Origin of the sequence: Enterococcus sp. AZ067 (genome assembly GCF_051715005.1) — a bacterium.
GTDB lineage: Bacteria > Bacillota > Bacilli > Lactobacillales > Enterococcaceae > Enterococcus_D > Enterococcus_D casseliflavus.
Map to the genome: position 1 here is coordinate 2,936,805 of NZ_JBIOSY010000001.1, position 20,239 is coordinate 2,957,043.

Genomic DNA, 20,239 nt, shown 5'->3' on the forward strand with positions numbered 1-20,239 from the left:
TTGGTTCCTATTTATGTGATGCGATTATTCGCTTAGTGATGGTTCTTCTACTGGTTCTTCATGGGACAAGACGTTGCCTGAATGCAAGAAATAAATCAATGTTTGCAATTCATTGGTTAAGTCAACGTTTTGAATCAGCACGCCTTTTGGTGCAGTGATCCGTGCAGGTGTAAAGTTCAAGATTCCTTTAATGCCAGCTTTCACAAGCTCGTTCACTAAATCTTGTGAATGTTGTGCGGGAACCGTCAAAATAGCCACATCGATCTGCTGGATCTTCACTTGTTCCTTCATGTCATCCATTGGATAGACCGGCACACCATCTACGATTCGACCAACTAGATCTTCGTTGACATCAAATGCAGCACTGATCCGAATGCTGTTGCTTTGGTGAAATTTGTATTTCAACAAGGCGCTCCCCAAGTTTCCGACACCGACTAAAGCTACATTCGTCATGTGGTCTTCGTTCAATGTCTTCGCAAAGAACTGCATCAAGCTTTCAACGTCATAGCCATAGCCGCGTTTTCCTAATTCACCAAAGTAGGAAAAGTCGCGGCGGATCGTCGCACTATCAACTTGAACAGCTTCACTTAGTTCGGTCGAAGAAACTTTTAATTTGCCAGCTTGGTGCAAAATACGCAAGTAACGATAATATAAAGGCAATCGCTTCGCTGTTGCCTTTGGAATTTGATGATCTTTCAAAGAATACTCCCCCATTGTGAAAAATTCACTTGTGATGAAGCTATCATAACAAATACATTGTTCAAAAATCAATTTGAATGCTCATAATTTGAAATATAAATTTTATAATGGTAAAATCAAACTTTTTCCCAATCGCCGTTTCCCTTAAAATATGATAGACTTGTAGTATTGCAACCTTGATACAGACAAGTTTCTTAAAGATAGGAATGACATACACATGATTTTATTACAAGCCAACCAAATCGCCCGTCTTTTCGGAGCCGAGGTTTTATTTGAAAATATCCAATTAGAAATTGCCAGCAATTCCCGAATCGCGCTTGTTGGGCGCAACGGTGCTGGTAAATCAACGCTACTGAAAATTATTGCTGGACTCGAAAGTCCTGATAAAGGAACGATCGCTAAAAACAAGACCGCTACGATGGGCTACTTAGCTCAAGATACCGGACTTGATAGTCAGGCCACTGTTTGGGAAGAAATGCTGGGAGCTTTTGCAACGGTTCGACAGATGGAGCAGCGCATGCGTACCTTAGAGATCGCCATCTCCGAAGCAGATCCTGCTGCTGAATCTGGCAATCTCCTGAAAGAATACGACCAATTGCAGCATGAATTTGCAGAAAAAAATGGCTATGGCTATGAAAATGAGATTCGCTCCGTCTTGCACGGTTTTCAGTTTGATCCTTCTTTTTACACGCAAGCAATCAATACCCTTTCTGGTGGTCAAAAAACCCGCTTGGCATTAGCAAAAATGCTACTGCAAAAACCTGATATCTTGATCCTCGATGAACCGACCAACCATTTAGACATCGAAACGTTATCTTGGTTGGAAAACTATCTGCAAGGATATGCCGGTGCGTTGCTGATCGTTTCCCATGACCGTTACTTCCTAGACAAAGTCGTCAACGAAGTCTACGAACTGAGTCGCCAAAAAATGCGCCACTACAAAGGCAATTACAGCCGCTATTTGACCCTGAAAGCGGAGCAACTGCAAAGTGAATGGAAAGCCTTTGAAAAGCAGCAAGAAGAAATCAATAAACTGGAAGACTTTGTTGCCCGCAACCTTGTCCGTGCGTCTACCACCAAACGCGCGCAAAGCCGCCGTAAGCAATTAGAGAAAATGGATCGGCTGGATCGCCCGCAAGGAGATGAAAAATCCGCCCACTTCCTTTTTTCCATTGAAAAGCCTTCAGGAAATGTTGTGATGCAAGTAGAAAATGCCGCTATCGGTTATTCTGAAGAAGAAGTCTTATCGGCGCCCATCGACTTAGATGTTCGGCGCAAAGATGCGATCGCTTTAGTGGGACCGAATGGGATCGGCAAATCAACCTTACTGAAATCGCTGATTCATAAAATCCCCTTTATTCAAGGAAAGGTCCATTTTGGCGCCAATGTCTCAATCGGGTACTATGACCAAACTCAATCCGATCTGCATTCAACCAAAACGATCCTTAATGAGCTTTGGGATGACCACAGCACCACACCTGAAGTCGAGATTCGCAATATATTAGGCAGCTTCTTATTTTCGGGAGAAGATGTTGAAAAGCCGATCACGCTGTTAAGCGGTGGCGAAAAAGCCCGTGTCGCTTTGGCAAAATTAGCCATGGACCATGACAATTTCTTGATTTTGGATGAGCCAACCAACCATTTAGACATCGACAGCAAAGAAGTCTTAGAAAATGCCCTGATCGATTATGAAGGCACTTTGTTCTTCGTATCTCATGACCGCTACTTTATCAATCGAATCGCCACCAAGGTCGTGGAACTGTCTGAAAACGGCAGCAAGCTCTATCTCGGCGATTACGATTATTATTTAGAAAAGAAACAAGAAGAAGCTGAGATCGCAGCGATGTTGGAAGCAAAAACAACCGAAACCACCCTCTCAGCGGGCAAGCAAAACTTTGTCCAAAGCAAGGAACAGCAAAAAGCCGTTAGAACCTTACAGCGAAAAGTCACCCAAATCGAAGAAGAACTTGCCGCAATAGAAGAAACGATCCAACAACTGGAACAAGACATGACCGCACCAGATGCGTTGAATGATCATGTCAAATTGACCGCGTTGAATCAAGCGTTAGAACAAGCCCGCACTGAACAAGAAGCTCTACTAGAAGCATGGGAAAATACCAGCTTAGAACTAGAAGCATTTGACAGTTGATCGAGGAATCGGTCTGTAGGCCGATGACAAGCGCCCCCTCCTTTGTTTTACTTAAAAGAACAGGATGAATACGTACGATTCGTAAAACAAGGAGGGAAAAATGCAAAAACAGACAGATGTTTATCGAAAGCGTCGGCCAATGGTTGTTTTGGCAGGATTGGTGTTGATTTGGATAGGGTTCAATCGAATCTCTCATCACGTGTTGTACGGAGAGTTGTCCGAACACGTGCACACCGTCGTTGCCTATGATGAGAGTTATGACGACGAATATGTTTATTCTCAGGCTATCTTTAGTGATGACATCAATGCTTATTTATGGGAAATGGACATCACGACACCGATTTTCTTGCAGACGAACGAAGATTGGGCCGATAGATCCTATGGCAATGACGGCAGCCAAACCTTAGCAGAAAACGGCTGTGCGATTGCTTCTCTTGCGATGGTTCAATCCTATCTTGAAGGCTATCCCATTTCGCCACTAGAAGTCCTTGATTGGGCAGGAGATCATTATTACGTTGACGGCCAAGGAACGGACTGGCGGATTTTTTCTGACTTTGCCGATGCAAACGGCTACAACTATTATGATCTTGGCACAGATCTAGCCAGCGTTGAAGCTTACTTGCAACAAAATCATCCCGTCATCGTTTCTGTGACTCCAGGGGAATTTACAGATGGCGGCCATATTATGGTCTTAGGTGGAATGATGGACGATCAAGTGTTTGTCTTAGATCCCAATGATGATCCAGAAAAATCCCATTACGCTATCTATTACACACTAGATGAAATCGCTAATCAAAGCTTACGCTTTTGGACCTTCAGCTGATTGATCAAAAAAAGTCCCCTTTCGGGGCTTTTTTCTTTGTCGTGGCGTAGGCAGCAACTGGATCTTACTTTTTTAATAAAAAAACCATTTTTTCTCCCCTTGGGAATCCGCTTTCTATTATAATGGAAGAAAGAAAGGTGTGAAGTCTATGAAAATCGGTATCCCAAAAGAAATCAAGAACAATGAAAATCGTGTGGCATTGCCGCCCTCGGGAGTCTATGAGTTAGTCCAAGACGGACACGAAGTCTTCGTTGAACAAGGCGCTGGTGCAGGATCAACCTTTTCTGATCAAGCGTATCAGGAAGTCGGCGCTACGATTACTACCGTTGAAGAGGTTTGGGCCTCTGAATTGGTTATGAAAGTCAAAGAACCTTTACCAGAAGAATACCCCTTTTTGCATGAGGGACTGGTTTTATTCACCTATTTCCACGTAGCCGCCAATCAACAGCTTGCTCAAGCGTTGATCGACAGCAAAGTGATCGCTGTTGCTTATGAAAACGTCCAGCTGGCGAACGGCACCCTGCCTTTGCTATCGCCTATGAGTGAGATCGCTGGAAGAATGTCTGTTCAAATCGGCGCACAATTTCTCGAAAAAATATATGGCGGAAAAGGGATCCTGCTTTCAGGTGTTCCCGGCGTCCGTCAAGGTCGGGTAACGATCATTGGTGGTGGCGTTGCCGGTGAGAATGCCGCGAGAGTCGCTGTAGGTTTAGGCGCACAAGTGACGATTTTAGACGTTTCGATCCCACGCTTACAAGAGCTGGATCGACAATTTTCTGGTCAAGTCCAAACCTTGTATTCCAATCGCTTGAATATCGAACGAACGATCCAATCCGCAGACTTGGTGGTAGGAGCCGTCTTATTGCCAGGACAAAAAGCTCCGTGCTTAGTGACCCGCGACATGGTGAAACAGATGCCTGAAAAATCCGTGATCGTCGATATTGCCATTGACCAAGGCGGAATTTTTGAGACCGAAGACAAAGTCACCACCCACGACGAGCCAACCTATATCCGGGAAGAAGTTATTCACTATGCAGTGGCGAATATGCCAGGTGCTGTGCCGCAAACGGCAACCATCGCATTGAGCATTGCCACCTTACCGTATGCCCAGCAGCTAGCGAACGATCCTTTAGCAGCGTTGCGAGAAAATCAGGCACTTGCCAAAGGGGTCATCGCCTATGAGGGCGCATTTACTTCAAAAGAAGCCGCTCACGATCTGTCATTGCCTTTTACCGATCTATCGGAATTGATTTGAGTCACTCTCCCACAATAAAAACAGCAGCCGCACAAGTAATTCGCGGCTGCTGTTTTGCTTTCTATGAGAATTTCCTTTTTTGGGTAGCATGGGCTTTGGAAGTATGCTATATTCATACTTAAAAAAATTCGACCTAGACAGGAGGAACACTGTGCTTACTCAACAACAAATCCAAGCATTTCCCAAAGTAGAACTTCACTGCCACCTCGACGGTTCCATTCGTCCAGAAACATTGATCGCCATCGCCAATCAGCAAGAACTACCGATCGAGCAAGACATAGAAGCTGTGAAAGCACAGATGCAAGCCCCCAAAGATTGTCATGACCTGAGGGATTATCTTCGCTGCTTTGATTTCGTTCGGCCGTATTTGCAAACACAAGAAGCGTTAGCAGCTGCCGCCTATGACGTGATGGAACAAGCCTCTCAAGATGGGGTCGCTTATATTGAGATCCGCTTTGCTCCCAGCTTATCGATGGACAAAGGACTCACTTGCAGCCAGACCATCCAAGCGGTGATCGAAGGCATCGCACGCGCAGAAGAACGCTACCCAATCAAAGGCAATGTTTTGGTCATTGGGATGCGTCAAGAAGACCTACCAGCTATTACGGCGATTTTTGATGAAGCGATCGCTCTTACCGATGAAAAAGTCGTCGGCATTGATCTGGCAGGTCCAGAAGAAGACGGGTACGTCCCTGATTTAGCTGCCAGCTATCAAGTGTTCCTCAAGGACCAAAGTGTCCAGCTGACCTTACATGCAGGCGAATGCGGCTGTGTGCAAAACATTTATCAAGCCATCGAAAGCGGTGCGCAGCGGATTGGCCACGGCATCGCCTTAAAAGGAGATCCTACTGCTCAAGCGTTTGTTCGAGAACAAAATCGCTGTATCGAAGGCTGTCCTACCAGCAATGTTCATACGCGTGCGATTCCCACATACTCGGCATACCCATTAAGAGAATGGCTGGAGGCCAAGGTCCCTTTTTGTTTGAACACCGATAACCGAACGGTCTCAAACACGACATTGACCAATGAATACCTGCAAATGGCTCATCATTGCGACATGTCCGAATCAGAGATGCGCTTCTTAAACGAGACTGCCGCTCAGCATTCCTTTGCGGAAGCTTCCGACAAAGCGGTACTCTTGAAAAAAATTCAAGAATGGCAATTCTAATAAACATGGACGCTAGTGATCCCCACTGGCGTCCATGTTTATTTCCAAAACGATCAACTCTCTTTCCTTCACGCAAAGAAGAGCCGATCGTTCCGTGTTAACCCCAAGGCATCGATTTCTAAAAGAGCTCTTTCGTAAATTTCTGTATTCGTTAAAGCCGCACTCTCGTGGGCATCGATCCCAATAATACAAGAGCAGCCGACTTCCTTGGCGATCTTCCAAAATTCAGGATGCGGATAGCCACCGTTCGTATAGCCTGCCAAATTATACTCCAACGGCAGCTGATACTCTTTGGCTTTTTCACATAGGCGGTAGGCAACTTCTTCACAATGAGAATCGAAGGTTTTATAGCCCCGCATGAACACATCTGGGTGTGCCATATAAGCAAAAATTTCTGATTCAATTCCCTGTAAAGAAACACGGAGATAATCTTTGATCGCTTTTACCGAATCCCCGGGTGTATGGTCGTAATAGTGATTGCTTTCGATTTCAGGAAAGTGATTGCCAAAAATCAAATAGTCGATCGACAGCCTTTCTTTCTCTGCAACCAGCCAAGGGATCATTGTTTCAAAATATTCACACTCTAATCCTAATTTCACATCGATTTGTCCTTGGTACTTTTCCTGTAAGCTTTTCACCGATGAAACGTAATCTTCCAATTGCGCAACATCCATCCGCATGGGGGAGACATACCCATCCTCAAAGGGCCAGGGACAATGATCAGCGAAGCCGATTTCCTTAAAGCCAGCTTGGATGGCTTTGATCACATAGTCTTCATCAGAATCCCGTGCATGTTTGCATCGAGTTGTGTGGGTATGATAGTTTGCTTTCCACATGGTTATTCACTCCTTTGTGTTTCTTCACTCATGTATTTTTTTATTAATTACTCGTAAAACGGTGTTCACAGACCCATTGGCAAGCTTTGCCACATCTTGCATATTTCCCATCCCCCCATTCGATTAAAACGCTTTCTTCTATAATAACAAACTATCCCTCTATTTCGCAGATATTTGGTCAATAAAACAAAAAAAAGCAGTTTAAGTTTCCTGATTACGGATACTTCAACTGCTTTTTGCTATTTAATAAATAGTCCTCACTACTCATGATTACTCAGACAGTTCAAAAATAAAGGAGTTAAGATCTCCACGATATTTCGAAATGGAGTATTCGATTGGTAAACGATCATAAGAAAACCCTTGGGTATGGAAATAAAACAACGGTTCATCTAAATCGATATCCAGTAAATCACTCGCTGTCTCGTCAGCTTTGATCACTTCTAGCTTTCGCGATACTGTTTTTACCGGATACCCCATCTCCTCAAATTTACGATAAAGTTTCTCCTGTGAAAAATCGGCATGAATCAACTCTGGAAATAGATGAAACGGGATATAACTTGTAACCAAAACTATCGGTTTTTTTTCAGCAAAACGTAGACGGGTCAGCTTATATACTTTAGCGCCTGGTGCTAAGGCAAGATTTTCGGAAACTTCCTCAGTCGCACGAACCACACCAAATTTTAAGACGTGTGTTTCAGGCATTAATCCTTTGCGTGACATTTCAGAGTCATAGCTTTCAATGACATGGGTAAATTCTTGTTGTATTTTGGGCTTACGTACGATGGTTCCTCGTCTTTTTCTTTTCTCTAAATAGCCCTCATTGACTAGCGCTTGAATGGCTTGACGAATCGTAGGACGACTGACACCATAGATTTCAGCTAGTTCTAATTCAGTAGGAATGAGTTGATTTTCGCTATATTCATTTGTCTCGATCTTATTCAAAATATCTTGTCGTATTTTCTTATGCAGCGGAATGTTCATTGGCACCTACTCCTCTAATTCTTGCTTTCATTATAACATAGGTTAGGATGACCAATAAATATGAGGAGTCGCTATAATGGCTTCAGCTTTTCCAATTATTGAGATGCACTCATGAGGCAACAGTAAAATACTTTGTCCCGACTGACACACTGATCCCGCTATTTTTAACTCACCATTTACTATCGTTACGACACTCGCTACATCAGCTGAATTCTTGAGTGTCTGTTCGACAACTAAGTGCTTGATCGTGAATTCTCTTAGTTGAACTTCTTCTCCAAGTTTAAAAGTTGTCTTGATGACTTTTTGCATCGGTTGTAGCGTTTCTACTGCACGTTTTACATGTAATTGTCTTTTTTTGCCAAATTCATCGGTTCGGTCGTAATCATAAAACCGATACGTAATGTCGGTTGCTTGCTGGATTTCATAGACCAATGCTCCTTTGGTCAGAGCGTGGATCGTGCCTGAGGGAATATAGATCAAATCTTCTTGGGACACGGGATATTCCTTTAATAGACGAGAATAGCTTCCCTGAGCGATCGCTTGTACTAAACTTTTTTTATCGGCAATCCGTTGTTCAGCATAGATCCACTTTTTCTCCGGAGCTTCTAGAAAATACCATGCTTCACTTTTCCCATAAGGCATCCCTTCCTTTTCTCTTGCTACTTGGTCTGTCGGATGTACTTGAATACTCAGGTCTTCATCACAAGCCGTAAAAGAAATGATCAGAGGATAAACTGCTCCTAGCGGCAAGCCAAACTTCGCTGGGTTTTCTTGGATCAGTTGGTTCAAAGTCACCTCCTGATCTCTCACTTTGCAATCAATCTCTGGAATTCCGCTCAGAGAATAGATCGAGCCAACTTTGGCACTTGCGCTGGAAATATAGTGCTTCAAACGAGGTGTTCCCCATATTCGCTCTCGTAATTCAGGGACTAAAATATACACAACGATTCCTCCTTAATCTGCTTGGGCAAACGCCTGCTAAAACACACCGATGATAACGCCTACTGCAGAAATAACCGTCAACACTAAAATCACTTTTGTTGCAGTCATTTGTTTTGAGGTCAAGAGATACCAAGCAAGTAAAACCATTGCTAAGGGGAGAATCTTAGGGAAAATCCCATCTAATACGGTTTGTAGTGCCTGAACCTCCTCACCCATTGGGATTTCAAGGGCAGTCGTCAATGCAATATTGGATGCAGCTAAGCCGCCAACTACCATCACCCCAAGTATATTGAATGCATCAGTGATTCGTTTCGCATTTTCCCCAACAATGACATCGATCGCATTTACACCTAATCGATAACCATTCATGAAACAAATATACGAAATCAATGGTCCAATAATGCCATAGCTCACTAAATAAAAGAGTGGACCTAATGGATTCCCACCTGCAGCTAATCCCATTGCAATGGACAAGAGGATTGGAACAATAATTCCCTGAATGATTGAATCGCCGATTCCTGCGAGTGGCCCCATCAATGTAGTTTTGATATTGATTGGCATTTCTTCTGGTACATCTGCACCTAAAGCAATTTTTTCTTCCAATGAAGCCACGATTCCATTGATCAGTTGTCCCGTTTGGGGTTCTGTATTGTAAAACATTGAATGCCGCAAAAACAAGCGTCGTTTTGCCTCAGGATCATTTTTGTAATATTTTTCAGCAAATGGAATATAAGAATATGCCCATGCGTGTGCTTGCAATTTCTCATAACTCATGGACGACAAATGAGTGAATCCCCAACGACGCCATATGCTACGCAATTCTTTTTTACTTAATGTATTCTCCATAATTAACCCCTCCTAAAACAAATCATCATCTTCATAAGCTACATTTGTTCCTTGAACCTCTGGAGCCGTTTGAGTCATCGTGGTCTTCCCTGTACTCAAATAAACGATATAAGCAACCATCGCCGCTAAGAAAACAAGTGCGATCATATTCAGATTGGCAAATGCCATCAAAACAAACCCTGCAAAAAAGAACACTAAATGTGCTTTTTCTTTAATGACGATCCCCATCAACATTGCGATCCCCAAGGCAGGTAGCACGCCGCCTAAAACAGAAATAATATCCGTAACGACATCTGGGACATTGTTTAACAACCAATCAACCAATCCTCGGCCAAAGAAAATCGCCGCAAAAATGGGGACAGCTCTCAACAAAAAGGTTGTGATCTGTGGATAAACGATATGGTTCATGACGATCCCTCGCTCATCGATCGTTTCAGCCGCAGTCTGAGCACGCGTATTCCAGAATGAATACAAAGCCATTCGTGTATTATAAAAAATCAATCCAAATGTTTGGCCAATTAAAATTGCTAAGGTAACTGCAACTGCTGGATCTTTAGTCGTCGCTAATGCAAGTCCGATGCCACCATAAGCAGCATAGGTAATTTCACTATTTGTCGCGCCCCCTGTCGAAAGATTGGCAATGAAAACTGCCTGAACCGCTAATCCACATAGAACACCCGCCTGAATATCCCCAAATGCGATCCCTGTTAGAAACCCTGCGATAAGCGGACGGCCAACAACATAGAACCCTCCACTCATCCCAAAAAGCCACGGACTTTCAATCGCACCTAAATAGCAGAATATCCCCGTTAACAATGCTGGCAATAATAAACTCCCATTCATTTTGTTTCCTCCTTATCCTAGAGAATCGTATTTTTTCTTCATTGTTTCCCAGCTTTTACTATCATCATCTGGCAATAGTTGAAACAAAACTTCGATTCCTTTTGATGTGATATACTCGAATGCCTCATAATCCTTTTGATCAATAGCTACGGTTCTACCTAATACTTTTGCACCTTCTCTTGTATTCATAGGCCCAACATTTAGTTGTTTTCCAAAATCAACCCCCAGTTTTACAAGTTCAGCAAATGTTTGTGGAGAATTACTGATCAAGAAAAAATTTTTCTCCGATTGTTTCCCTTTTGGGATACTTTCTATTGCTTGCTCAGTCGTATAAATACCTAGTTTTAAATTACCTGCAGCTGCCTTCAAGACTTTTTTACGTAATTCATCTTGAGCGATATCATCGCCAACAACAAGAATTCCTTGTACCGGTCGTGACTTTGTCCATCTCGTTGTTGTCTGCCCATGAATCACTCGATCATCCACACGTGCTAAAGTTATTGTCATCTTCAATCTCCCCTATCTTTAAAATATATTCTCATCCTCAAATTCATTATCGTCCTCGATAAAAGTCACCCCATCTTTACCTGCAGCAATCGCTAAATCAAACAAAGCATCGAACGATCGACTTCCCACTGCTAAACCAACTTCCAAGAGCATGGGTAGATTCATACCAGCAACTAATTTGATTGGTTTCTTTTGCTCTAATAAGTAATTATAAGAAACATTGAAAGGCGTTCCTCCTTTGATATCTGTAAGAATCAAAACCTCCTCTTCCTTCAATTGTTCCATTACTTGATAGAACTGTTTTTTGAACGCCTCTACACCTGCATCTGTCAACTGAATCGCTATCAACTGATCATTCTCCCCAGCAATCATTTGATAGCTCTGTAATAACCCTGTTCCAAAGTTTCCATGAGATGCTACGATCACTTTCATTGTTTCCCCTCCAATATGTAATTACAAATAAAATTGTTACCTTTATACTAAACCTACCAGGTAAGCGTTGTCAATATGGTAAAATTAATATATTTAACTATTTGACAAAAAAGTTATTGTAAAGTATCATCTGATTTGTAATTACATATCAGGAGGGGAAACCATGAAAAAATTTTCGCTTGATCAATTGGCTCGTTTCATTGATCATACAAACTTAAAACCATTTGCAACCGAAGAAGACTTAAAGATTTTGTGCGAGGAAGCAAAAGAGTATCACTTTAAAATGGTTGCCATCAACCAAGTTCAATCTAACCGATGCTATACCCACTTAAAAGAAACGGATATTGGGATTGGTGCAGCAATAGGATTTCCGTTAGGACAAACATCAATTGCAGCAAAAGCCTTTGAAACAAAAGATGCAATAGAAAATGGTGCGACAGAAATCGACTATGTTATCAATATCACTGAAGTAAAAGCCCAAAATTGGGATTATCTTAAAGAAGAAATGCAAACCATCGTTTCTTTGTGCCGAGAAAAACAAGTTATTTCCAAAGTTATTTTTGAGAATGCGTATTTAACTCAGGAAGAAAAGATTGCACTTTGTCAGATCGCCAAAGAAATCAGACCAGATTTTATTAAAACCTCCACTGGATTTGCACCATCTGGGGCGACTTTCGAGGATATAACACTCATGAAACAATATGTAGGAGAGGATGTAGCGATCAAAGCTGCAGGTGGTATCCGTGATGCAGAAACATTCTTAAAAATGATCCAACTCGGAGCAAGTCGCATTGGGACAAGTTCTGGTATCTCAATCATCGAAACACTAAAAGCAGACGCATTGGATGGATATATAACTATTTAAGGAGGAGTATATGACTACGATCGCGATTACCGGAGCCAACGGCTATTTAGCCTCTTTGATTCAGAAACAGAATCACGAAACCTTCACATTTCTTCCTATCACTCGTAAGGATGTCGATTATGAAGATTTAGCTGCCGTCAATAAGTTTTTTGAAAAGCAAACGTTTGACATACTCATCCATACCGCTGCACGTACCCAAACGGCCGACTGTGAAGCACATCCCTTTGAAACAAAAAAAGTGAACACGGACAGTGCAATTGAATTAGCAAAGATTTGTAAAAAAAAGAATGCTCGCTTCATTTTTTTAAGTACTGAACAAGTCTTCAACGATAACGCAGTCGGTCCCTATTCAGAATCGGATTCGCCCAAAAGCGCATCGATCTATGGGCAACAAAAACTAGCGGTCGAAACCTTCCTAAGAACCTTTGATTGCGATTATTTGATCTTACGCCTTTCATGGATGATGGGTCTTTCTTATCCCGAAGTCTCTGCCAGCCCGAATATTCTCAAGCAGGTAATAAGCGCCTTCTTGTATCAGCAGCCAACCTCTTTTCCAGTACATGAGGTAAGGGGACTCACTTACGCCAAAAAATTTGCTGATCAGCTTGAAAAAATCCTTCAACTACCAACTGGCATTTATCATTTTTCTAGTACGAACTCACTGTCTACCTATGCGTTCGCGACATTTATTGCCAAAGAGCTTGGCTTTGATGAAAAATTATGTAGAAAGTATGTTTTGCCAGATGAGGAACGTTACGCACAGGCGCCTCGTGATCTTCGTTTAGCCACTGAAAAAATAAAAAGCCATGGTCTGTCACTATCTTCTTCTCAAAATGATGTGATCGAATGTCTGAAAGATTTTGGCTGGCAATAAAAATGATCTCCAAAAGCCCTAGCCAAAAAGGCTACGAATTATTCGGTACGATTGATTGTCAATGAAATGAAAACCATACGAAAAAAGCACGTACTGGCTTTTCTAGCAGTACGTGCTTTCGTTATCAAGCAGCTATTTGAAAATATTGTGTTAGTTGTAAGAGCCCCCCTGTCCAACTCTCTCTTCAATCAACGCCACCGCACGATCGATCCCAGCGTCTTTTGTTTCTTCTAGCACCACGTAACAGTATGGCTTGTGTTTGATCAGAAGCTGTAAAATTTCTGGATACCGTATTTGTCCCTCACCTAACGGGACAGGGATCACTTCTTCTCCCGAGAGTTGAAAATCCTTTAGGTGCAAGCAGACGATTTTCTCTCCGAAAAGAGTAAATGCTTCTTCTACCAATGCGACTTGATCAGCAGCCGTTTTTGCTGTGATCAAATTCGTTGGATCGTAAATGATCCCTAAATAATCAGAAGGAACACGTTCAATCAGCTCGGCGATGCGCTGATTCGAATACAGCGGATGATTCAGTCCGGCTTCGATCCCTACCATGATTTGATATTTTTCTCCCACTCGAACGAGTCGCTGGATCACATGGATCAAGTCTTCAAAAACCTCATCTGAAAAATTCTCTTCACTATATCCCAGTGCGGCAATGACTGAGCCTGTTTCTGAAGCCACCATGCTGGCACCAAAATAACGGGCATGGAATAAATAGCGCTCAAATTTCTGTAAGATTTTTTCTCGTTCCTCTGGTTCGGGATGAATCAAGTTACTATAACAACTTAACAAAGCGATTTGAACGCCTTGTTCTTGGAATTCATTCTTGAAGAAGGTTCCCATACCTGGATTCATCTTTTCAGGAGCACTTAGATCTGGAAAAGACGCATTCAAGGCAAACTGAACGTTTTTTATTTTCTTTGCACCTACCGCTTGTGCTAACTGCTTTGGTGTATATTCTCCTGAAAGGTCATGCCCTCGGATGGCTAAATGAATCATCTGACTCCTCGCTTTCTACTATTTTTTCCCATTCAATAATCAAATTTTCATAAGGTTCTAGCCTATGGTTCCCCCGCGCCAGCGCTTCACCTGATAAGCGTTCGAAACCGGGTAGATGTAAGGTAAAATCAGCTGTCGTCAGCCCTAAGTTACTGATCCAGAGTTGGACATGGGTCGCTGACTCTCGGCGATACTTCATCACACCTTCCGAACATTTGATCAACTGGCGCTCTGATTCATAAGGGAAAAGTTCTTTGCGACAAAACGACTGCCATATCAAACTGTCTGGTAAATTGCTAGGTAGCGCACCTAAATAGATGATCTCTCCTTGAGCCAGTTGTTTCTTAGCTAGTAGCGTTTGGTCATTCCCACGTCCGATCGTTTCCCAATCTTCTGGGCAGTGAAAAACTGTGACCAAATGATCCAAAGGTTCTTTTAGGCCGTCATAGGTTAGCTGATAAGTCAGTCCTTTCACCGTAAACTGCTGGATTTGGTCAAACCCGAGCCATTCTCCTAAACGATCTAAGCCATTCGTCGCTGGCCACGCCAGCTCTTTTGTCCGATCCCCCGTCATCGGGCCTAAAATCAGCTTGCCTCCTGCTTCAGTAAAGGCGGCAAATTTTTTCAACAAGGTAGGACTGATCCAACGAACAAATGGGGCAAGAACAACATCATACTCTTCTAACGGACTATTTTCTTGAATAATTTCTACACGAATCCCTTGGCGAATCAGACTGCCGTAAAATTCGGTAAACAGGCTGCGATAATCATAAACACCCCCATGATCGATCGTGTAAAAACGTTTCGAGTAATCCGAGTAGATAATGGCTATTTTTGCCGATACATACTTCGTTTCCGCTAAAAGTGGTGCGATCTGTTGTCTTAGTTCGCCAATCCGAGCTACCTCTTCATACCCACGATCTGGCTCTCCCCAAGCAGTTAACACGGCACTATGGGGTTGCTCCACACCATAGCGATGTCCACGAAAATGCCAAAAGCAGAAGGATTTCAAATTACCAGCATAGCCAATGAACGCTTCACTTGTGACAAACCCATGAGGACGAGGTGCCGCATAATTTTCAATATGACCTGCATTGGCAGTACAAGTTTCTAACAATAACATTTCCTTGTTGCGCGGTTTGACATTCCGCCAACGATCCAAGTTCATCGTATACGCTGGATAGTTGTCTGCCGGTGCATACGTATCAAAACCAGCAATATCTAAATCAGCAAATAGCTCATCATTTTGCAAGTTAAACCCAAAAGCGGAGTTATGGGTAATGGGTAACGCGGTCTCCATTCGGATAAAATGACAAAGATCATGCGCAAACTCATTCAACGTATCAGTGGTAAAGCGGCGAAAGGCATTCATCAAGGAAGAATTATGCAAAAATGGGGTTGTTAGCGGCAAGACGACATCCTCAAATGCGTCATACCACTCACTCCACACCTTCGTTCCCCAACACTCATTGAGGTTAGTCACGGATTGATAGCTGTCTTTTAAATACGTATGCCAACGCGTTTGACACGTCGTACAGTAACATAGATCGACATGACATTTAAACTCATTGTCCAATTGCAACATAACGACATTTTCATGTTTTTCGGCAATCTCAGCGATTTTTCTCGTCAAACGATAGGCATAACGGCGAAAGTCCTCGTTGTTGGTACAGACATGCTGTCTTGAGCCGTGATGCATCTTCGTTCCATCTTGGTTAGTGACCAATGCTTCTGGGTACTGTTTTGTAAACCAGCGGGGTGGGGTCGGCGTTGGAATACATAAGCAAACATCGATGCCATTTGCTTGGTACTGTTCTAGCGCACGTTCCAACAACGAAAAATCATATTCTCCAGGTTGAGGCTCCAAGTCGCGCCACATGAATTCCCCAATTCTAGCAAAATTCATGCCCAACGTTTTCATCGTGTGACTATCACTTTGCATGATTTCTTCCGACCAGACTTCTGGATACATGCAGGCGCCGTAATAAATATCAGGAAACAGTGGTTGCTCATGGAAAAACGCCTGTAGACGAATCGCTACATAGCGAGCGATCATATGCGCCCCGAGCTTTGAAAAGTGGGTATCATCTGCAAGACCTGCAGGATAATTGGGGTGCTCATTCGGTGCTAACCAAACAAAGAGTGCTTTGGAAGCTTCTAGTCCTAATGTGTCATAATAATGATAGGTATAGCGATTTAAATCAAACAAAACTACTTCTTCCGTTCGACTAAGTTCTCTTAAGACAGGTAAAAATGCTGACAACGTATGCGCCAATCGTCCCTCTTCTCCTACCCGCCGTTCAACAGGTGTACACAGGATCGGGATTCCTGCTTTTTCTTTGATTTGACGGATCATGTCTGTCAAATGAGCAATGTACGCCTCCATCGTGACATGATTTTTCTCTTTTTGGTCATTATGTCCAAATTGCAGTAGGACGACTGTATTCGGTTCGACTTCTTGCAGGAGTTGCTCAAACAACCCTTCTTCGATAAACGAACGAGTCGTACTGCCGTTTTTTGCAAAATTGCGTACGTTTACTTCTGGGGATAGATAGCTTGGTAAGGCTTGTCCCCAGCCCATCATTGGCTGTTGATCAAGGGGATAATCCGCCATGGTTGAATCTCCGCCTAGAACGATTTTCATTTCTTTTCTTCCTCCATCTATTTACTATCAGATTTCCAACAGCTTTGACAAGTCCGCTGGTTTTCTTGCTGAACTTAAGCTGCATTAGAAATCGCTTTCTTTTCTATTATACAAAACATTGGCTGACGAAAACATGGAAAAATCAGAGCAAAAGCTGCGAAAATACGAGCTTTTCCGCAGCAACCAACAGTGATCAGCTCTGACCTTTTCGATATTGTCCTGGGGTCATTCCCGTGCACTTTTTAAATAAACGATTGAAGTAACTGGGATTATACCCAAGGTTTTCTGCGATTTCATTGATTTGATGATCGGTTTCTAGCAACTGCCGTTTCGCTTCTACGATGCGAACATTGGTTAAATAATCAATAAAGTTGACCTGCTTGGCACGCTTGAACTCCTTACTCAAAAAGATTGGGTCTACTTCGAAACGATCCGCAACATATTCTAACGAAATTTGTTCATTGCGAAAATCAGATTGGATGTACTCCGCTACTTTTTGGATCATTTCACTATAAGAATTAGCGACATTTTCTTGCCAGAGGATGGAAACGGGCTTTAAGAAATGATGGTACAAAAAGGCTTGGATTTGATTGATGTCCAAAAGTCGTTCGATTCGCTCTAACACAACCGTTTTCGATACATAATCCGTTCGTGAGACACCATTTTCATTTAAAAGGTAATCGACTTGATCGTACAGTCGATTGACCACATAGATCACCGCAGCCTGTTGATTGTTTTCTGCCACGACCTGTTCCAAAAACCGCTGGACACTTCGTTGCAATTCTTCATGATAGCCACTTTTCAGCGCTGTTAAAATCAAGTTTTCTTGCGAAAGAGAATACTTCGGCAGCGGACGCATTTTCTCTCCTTGAAGCACTTGATTTTCGGGAATCAACCGTTGCAGATGGATTTGCTTTTTGAGACGTTGGGCAACTTCAGGCAACTTGCGAATCTCAGTTTCTTGTTGCGAACTAACGATGGTGACATAACGGCAGACGATCAAATTGATTTGCTTGGTGACCATCGTGAAGTAATCTGTCAGTTGCTGCTCTTGATTGACCACAAAAACCAAAATCCGCCCTTCATTTGACGAAACGATGGTTGATTCTGGGAAAAACATGGCTGTGACATCCGTTATAATGTTTTCTAGCGCAAACAAAATGTGGGTTTCATCTTGTGAATTTGCTTGATTGCTTAATAGATCATTGAGTTGGAAATAAAACAGGCGATACCCTTTGTCACTTAAGCGCCAGTTTTTTTGCTGCAGTAATTGTTGCGATTCTTCCTCTGACAAATAGCCATAATACCCTTCCATCAAATGTTGGATCACTTGCCGCTTCAGCGAATCTTGAAAGCGTTCCGCCTGATTTTGTAGCAATCCTTTTTCCCGACTTAATTGTTGCCAACGGTCCACCAAAAACTCCAGATCGTTTTCTTTTTTCCATTGGGTATTACCAAAGAGCTGATCCATCGTTTTTTCAAAAGGTTGGTATTGTTTTTTTGCCAAAAAGAGACTCATGACTGCCACACAAGCAATAAAAAGAATACTTACGACGATCAGCACTCTAGCCAAATGAGTGACTGGCTCGGTAATCAATGCTAAGGGAACGACGGTATAAAATGTCCATATTTGGTTGAGTCGCGTACTGTTTACGGCGATCATGCTATAATCATTGCCATTGATCGATTCGACCCAGGTTCCTTGATGCTCCTCACTCAGCGGTTGGATAACATTCGCTAAGTTCTGATCGCCAATAAAACGAAAACTCTCATGATTAAAGGAAATCGCTGCGAGACCATTTTCAATTTGAGTATCATAAAAATACTTTAACAATGATTGCTCGTCGATCGTTGCAACTAAAAAAATTTTAGGCTGATCTTCGCCTTGGCTATCAATGTTTTGTACAAAAATCAATTTATCCTCTTCTTCAATGATCTTCCACTGATACTGCCTACCATTATCGATCCGATAGCGTTCAAATGCTGTTTTGGTTTGCTCGAGCGTTAATTCATACGTGCCGCCACTTTCAATCCCAAAGGGCGCCTCTCCGAGCGAATAAATACCGATTCGATTGACATAATTGGAGCTATTGGTTAAGTAAAACAATTCTTCCGACAGCTGGATCAACGTCTGATAATTCGCCGTTTCCAATAAATCTTCTTGGTAGCGCCTTTGAAACGATTGCCCCCAAACGCTTAAAGTCACTTCCAGCTGCGAGAACTGTTGGTTGATGTTACTAACGATTCCTTCAACTTGGCGATTGTTTAGTTCTTGATACGATCGTTGTAATGGTCCGATCAAATAGGCATGCAAAAAAATTGCAACGGCTAATAGCGGCACGACGATCCATAGACTGGCTAGCTGCAGTTTTCGATGAAAACCGCCTGTTTTAAAGTACTTCATTCCCAAACACCCTTGTAATAGATTTTATGTAACAAATTGTCATGCGAAAAAACGCATGACAACCTATCCACAACTATTGAAGTGTATCATCCTTTGACGGATCCAATCAGCATTCCTTTGGCAAAATGTTTTTGCAAAAACGGATAGAAGATCAAAATTGGTAAAGTCGCCACAATGATGACTGCAAATTTGATTCCTTGTTCAGGCGGCACATAGTTGGGGTCCATACTTGCTAACGCATTGGCACCACTGGAGGCCATCGTGATCTGTCTTAACAATAACTGAATCGGCCATTTTGCTGAATCGTTGATATAGAGCAATCCACTCATGAAGTCGTTCCAGATACCAACGGCGTAAAAAAGGGTGAAGGTCGCGATCACTGGTTTTGATAAAGGCAAAATGATTTTCCATAAGATCCCTAGTTCCGTACAGCCGTCCATCTTGGCGGATTCTTCCAACTCGATCGGCATTTCTTGGAAAAAGTTTTTGATGATCATTAAGTTGAACGGATTGATCGCGATTGGCAAAATCAATGCCCAATAAGAATTGATCAGTCCTAAATTTTTCACCACGATAAACGTTGGGATCATCCCACCTGAAAAGAGCATTGCAAAAATCACGAGATTCAACAAGGTGTTCCGTCCTTTTAGGTGCTTGCGTGATAAAGGATAGGCAAAGGTGAAGGTACAGAAAAGCTGCACCAGCGTGCCAACGATGGTAACGCCGACCGTTACAAGCAAACTACGGATAAAGGTGTTGGTTGAAAAAATAAAGCGATAGGAGTCGAGACTGATCTCATTTGGCCATAAGAAAAACGAACGTGTGGTCAATTCTAACTCCGTAGCAAATGAACCTGCGATCACATAAATAAAAGGAATCACCATGAATAACCCAATCAATGCCAAAAATAGCGCATTAAAAATGTCAAATATTTTCCCTGCCTTCGTATTGTGTAAAGTATCCATCTTT

The 20,239-nt window shown here is 42.5% G+C and carries 19 protein-coding genes; 6 read left to right on the top strand and 13 right to left on the bottom strand.

From position 1 onward, the window contains the following. Positions 1–24: 24 nt before the first annotated feature. Positions 25–699: a redox-sensing transcriptional repressor Rex gene (locus IGI82_RS13990; RefSeq protein WP_005228549.1), complete on the bottom strand. Its 675-nt coding sequence runs from the start codon at positions 697–699 to the stop codon at positions 25–27. Positions 700–916: 217 nt separating this feature from the next. On the opposite strand from IGI82_RS13990, the gene IGI82_RS13995 reads away from it, so the two are divergent. From IGI82_RS13995 to add, 4 genes are all read left to right on the top strand, one after another. After that, a complete protein-coding gene (locus IGI82_RS13995; RefSeq protein WP_438842362.1) occupies positions 917–2,848 on the top strand; it encodes an ABC-F family ATP-binding cassette domain-containing protein in 1,932 nt (643 codons plus the stop codon). A gap of 100 nt (positions 2,849–2,948) precedes the next feature. Then, entirely contained in the window at positions 2,949–3,671 is a 723-nt protein-coding gene (locus tag IGI82_RS14000) for a C39 family peptidase (protein WP_016608824.1), read from the top strand. Between the two features lie 148 nt (positions 3,672–3,819). Beyond that, positions 3,820–4,926 (top strand): alanine dehydrogenase, encoded by a 1,107-nt coding sequence (gene ald, locus IGI82_RS14005; protein WP_081116086.1) that lies wholly within the window; start codon positions 3,820–3,822, stop codon positions 4,924–4,926. Between the two features lie 151 nt (positions 4,927–5,077). Then, positions 5,078–6,094, top strand: coding sequence for an adenosine deaminase (add, locus tag IGI82_RS14010; protein ID WP_438842363.1), 1,017 nt, complete (start codon positions 5,078–5,080; stop codon positions 6,092–6,094). A gap of 68 nt (positions 6,095–6,162) precedes the next feature. Here add and IGI82_RS14015 read toward each other — a convergent pair whose 3' ends face one another. The 8 genes from IGI82_RS14015 to IGI82_RS14050 form a co-directional block, all read right to left on the bottom strand. Continuing rightward, positions 6,163–6,930, bottom strand: coding sequence for a histidinol-phosphatase (locus IGI82_RS14015; protein ID WP_159160792.1), 768 nt, complete (start codon positions 6,928–6,930; stop codon positions 6,163–6,165). Between the two features lie 24 nt (positions 6,931–6,954). Continuing rightward, positions 6,955–7,041 (bottom strand): LacI family DNA-binding transcriptional regulator, encoded by an 87-nt coding sequence (locus IGI82_RS14020; protein ID WP_096741585.1) that lies wholly within the window; start codon positions 7,039–7,041, stop codon positions 6,955–6,957. Between the two features lie 159 nt (positions 7,042–7,200). Then, positions 7,201–7,911, bottom strand: a complete 711-nt coding sequence (locus IGI82_RS14025; RefSeq protein WP_096741586.1) for a GntR family transcriptional regulator — start codon at positions 7,909–7,911, stop codon at positions 7,201–7,203. A 42-nt stretch (positions 7,912–7,953) separates the two neighbouring features. Next, complete coding sequence (locus IGI82_RS14030; RefSeq protein WP_313150984.1) at positions 7,954–8,853, bottom strand: class I mannose-6-phosphate isomerase; 900 nt, start codon at positions 8,851–8,853, stop codon at positions 7,954–7,956. Between the two features lie 36 nt (positions 8,854–8,889). Beyond that, positions 8,890–9,699 (bottom strand): PTS system mannose/fructose/sorbose family transporter subunit IID, encoded by an 810-nt coding sequence (locus IGI82_RS14035; protein WP_005234209.1) that lies wholly within the window; start codon positions 9,697–9,699, stop codon positions 8,890–8,892. Between the two features lie 12 nt (positions 9,700–9,711). Beyond that, entirely contained in the window at positions 9,712–10,542 is an 831-nt protein-coding gene (locus IGI82_RS14040) for a PTS mannose/fructose/sorbose/N-acetylgalactosamine transporter subunit IIC (RefSeq protein ID WP_123833592.1), read from the bottom strand. A 12-nt stretch (positions 10,543–10,554) separates the two neighbouring features. Continuing rightward, complete coding sequence (locus IGI82_RS14045; protein WP_096741589.1) at positions 10,555–11,049, bottom strand: PTS system mannose/fructose/N-acetylgalactosamine-transporter subunit IIB; 495 nt, start codon at positions 11,047–11,049, stop codon at positions 10,555–10,557. Positions 11,050–11,067: 18 nt separating this feature from the next. Next, positions 11,068–11,481, bottom strand: a complete 414-nt coding sequence (locus tag IGI82_RS14050) for a PTS sugar transporter subunit IIA (RefSeq protein WP_123833593.1) — start codon at positions 11,479–11,481, stop codon at positions 11,068–11,070. 163 nt (positions 11,482–11,644) lie between these two features. Between IGI82_RS14050 and deoC the strand changes: the two genes are divergently transcribed. Both deoC and IGI82_RS14060 read left to right on the top strand, forming a co-directional pair. Next, positions 11,645–12,346, top strand: a complete 702-nt coding sequence (gene deoC / locus IGI82_RS14055) for a deoxyribose-phosphate aldolase (protein WP_438842364.1) — start codon at positions 11,645–11,647, stop codon at positions 12,344–12,346. Between the two features lie 10 nt (positions 12,347–12,356). Beyond that, positions 12,357–13,220, top strand: a complete 864-nt coding sequence (locus IGI82_RS14060; RefSeq protein ID WP_151195179.1) for an SDR family oxidoreductase — start codon at positions 12,357–12,359, stop codon at positions 13,218–13,220. 150 nt (positions 13,221–13,370) lie between these two features. On the opposite strand, the gene IGI82_RS14065 is transcribed toward IGI82_RS14060, so the two are convergent. The 4 genes from IGI82_RS14065 to IGI82_RS14080 all read right to left on the bottom strand — a co-directional run bounded on the left by IGI82_RS14065 (position 13,371) and on the right by IGI82_RS14080 (position 20,235). Continuing rightward, positions 13,371–14,222 carry a sugar phosphate isomerase/epimerase family protein gene (locus IGI82_RS14065; protein WP_213356853.1) on the bottom strand — a complete coding sequence of 284 codons (852 nt, stop codon included), beginning with the start codon at positions 14,220–14,222 and terminating at the stop codon, positions 13,371–13,373. Further along, positions 14,194–16,866 (bottom strand): beta-galactosidase, encoded by a 2,673-nt coding sequence (locus tag IGI82_RS14070; protein WP_438842365.1) that lies wholly within the window; start codon positions 16,864–16,866, stop codon positions 14,194–14,196. Before IGI82_RS14070 ends, IGI82_RS14065 begins: the two co-directional genes overlap by 29 nt. Positions 16,867–17,059: 193 nt before the next feature. Beyond that, a complete protein-coding gene (locus tag IGI82_RS14075) occupies positions 17,060–19,270 on the bottom strand; it encodes a helix-turn-helix transcriptional regulator (RefSeq protein ID WP_438842366.1) in 2,211 nt (736 codons plus the stop codon). 86 nt (positions 19,271–19,356) lie between these two features. Next, positions 19,357–20,235 (bottom strand): carbohydrate ABC transporter permease, encoded by an 879-nt coding sequence (locus IGI82_RS14080; RefSeq protein ID WP_005234200.1) that lies wholly within the window; start codon positions 20,233–20,235, stop codon positions 19,357–19,359. Positions 20,236–20,239: the final 4 nt, after the last annotated feature.

What these genes read in the sequence shown, in the direction of transcription:
- IGI82_RS13995 (WP_438842362.1), top strand. Translation starts at nt 917, where the DNA reads ATGATTTTATTACAAGCCAACCAAATCGCCCGTCTTTTCGGAGCCGAG.
- IGI82_RS14000 (WP_016608824.1), top strand. Translation starts at nt 2,949, where the DNA reads ATGCAAAAACAGACAGATGTTTATCGAAAGCGTCGGCCAATGGTTGTT.
- ald (WP_081116086.1), top strand. Translation starts at nt 3,820, where the DNA reads ATGAAAATCGGTATCCCAAAAGAAATCAAGAACAATGAAAATCGTGTG.
- IGI82_RS14015 (WP_159160792.1), bottom strand. Translation starts at nt 6,930, where the DNA reads ATGTGGAAAGCAAACTATCATACCCACACAACTCGATGCAAACATGCA.
- IGI82_RS14020 (WP_096741585.1), bottom strand. Translation starts at nt 7,041, where the DNA reads ATGGGAAATATGCAAGATGTGGCAAAGCTTGCCAATGGGTCTGTGAAC.
- IGI82_RS14025 (WP_096741586.1), bottom strand. Translation starts at nt 7,911, where the DNA reads ATGAACATTCCGCTGCATAAGAAAATACGACAAGATATTTTGAATAAG.
- IGI82_RS14035 (WP_005234209.1), bottom strand. Translation starts at nt 9,699, where the DNA reads ATGGAGAATACATTAAGTAAAAAAGAATTGCGTAGCATATGGCGTCGT.
- IGI82_RS14040 (WP_123833592.1), bottom strand. Translation starts at nt 10,542, where the DNA reads ATGAATGGGAGTTTATTATTGCCAGCATTGTTAACGGGGATATTCTGC.
- IGI82_RS14045 (WP_096741589.1), bottom strand. Translation starts at nt 11,049, where the DNA reads ATGACAATAACTTTAGCACGTGTGGATGATCGAGTGATTCATGGGCAG.
- IGI82_RS14050 (WP_123833593.1), bottom strand. Translation starts at nt 11,481, where the DNA reads ATGAAAGTGATCGTAGCATCTCATGGAAACTTTGGAACAGGGTTATTA.
- deoC (WP_438842364.1), top strand. Translation starts at nt 11,645, where the DNA reads ATGAAAAAATTTTCGCTTGATCAATTGGCTCGTTTCATTGATCATACA.
- IGI82_RS14060 (WP_151195179.1), top strand. Translation starts at nt 12,357, where the DNA reads ATGACTACGATCGCGATTACCGGAGCCAACGGCTATTTAGCCTCTTTG.
- IGI82_RS14065 (WP_213356853.1), bottom strand. Translation starts at nt 14,222, where the DNA reads ATGATTCATTTAGCCATCCGAGGGCATGACCTTTCAGGAGAATATACA.
- IGI82_RS14070 (WP_438842365.1), bottom strand. Translation starts at nt 16,866, where the DNA reads ATGAAAATCGTTCTAGGCGGAGATTCAACCATGGCGGATTATCCCCTT.
- IGI82_RS14075 (WP_438842366.1), bottom strand. Translation starts at nt 19,270, where the DNA reads ATGAAGTACTTTAAAACAGGCGGTTTTCATCGAAAACTGCAGCTAGCC.
- IGI82_RS14080 (WP_005234200.1), bottom strand. Translation starts at nt 20,235, where the DNA reads ATGGATACTTTACACAATACGAAGGCAGGGAAAATATTTGACATTTTT.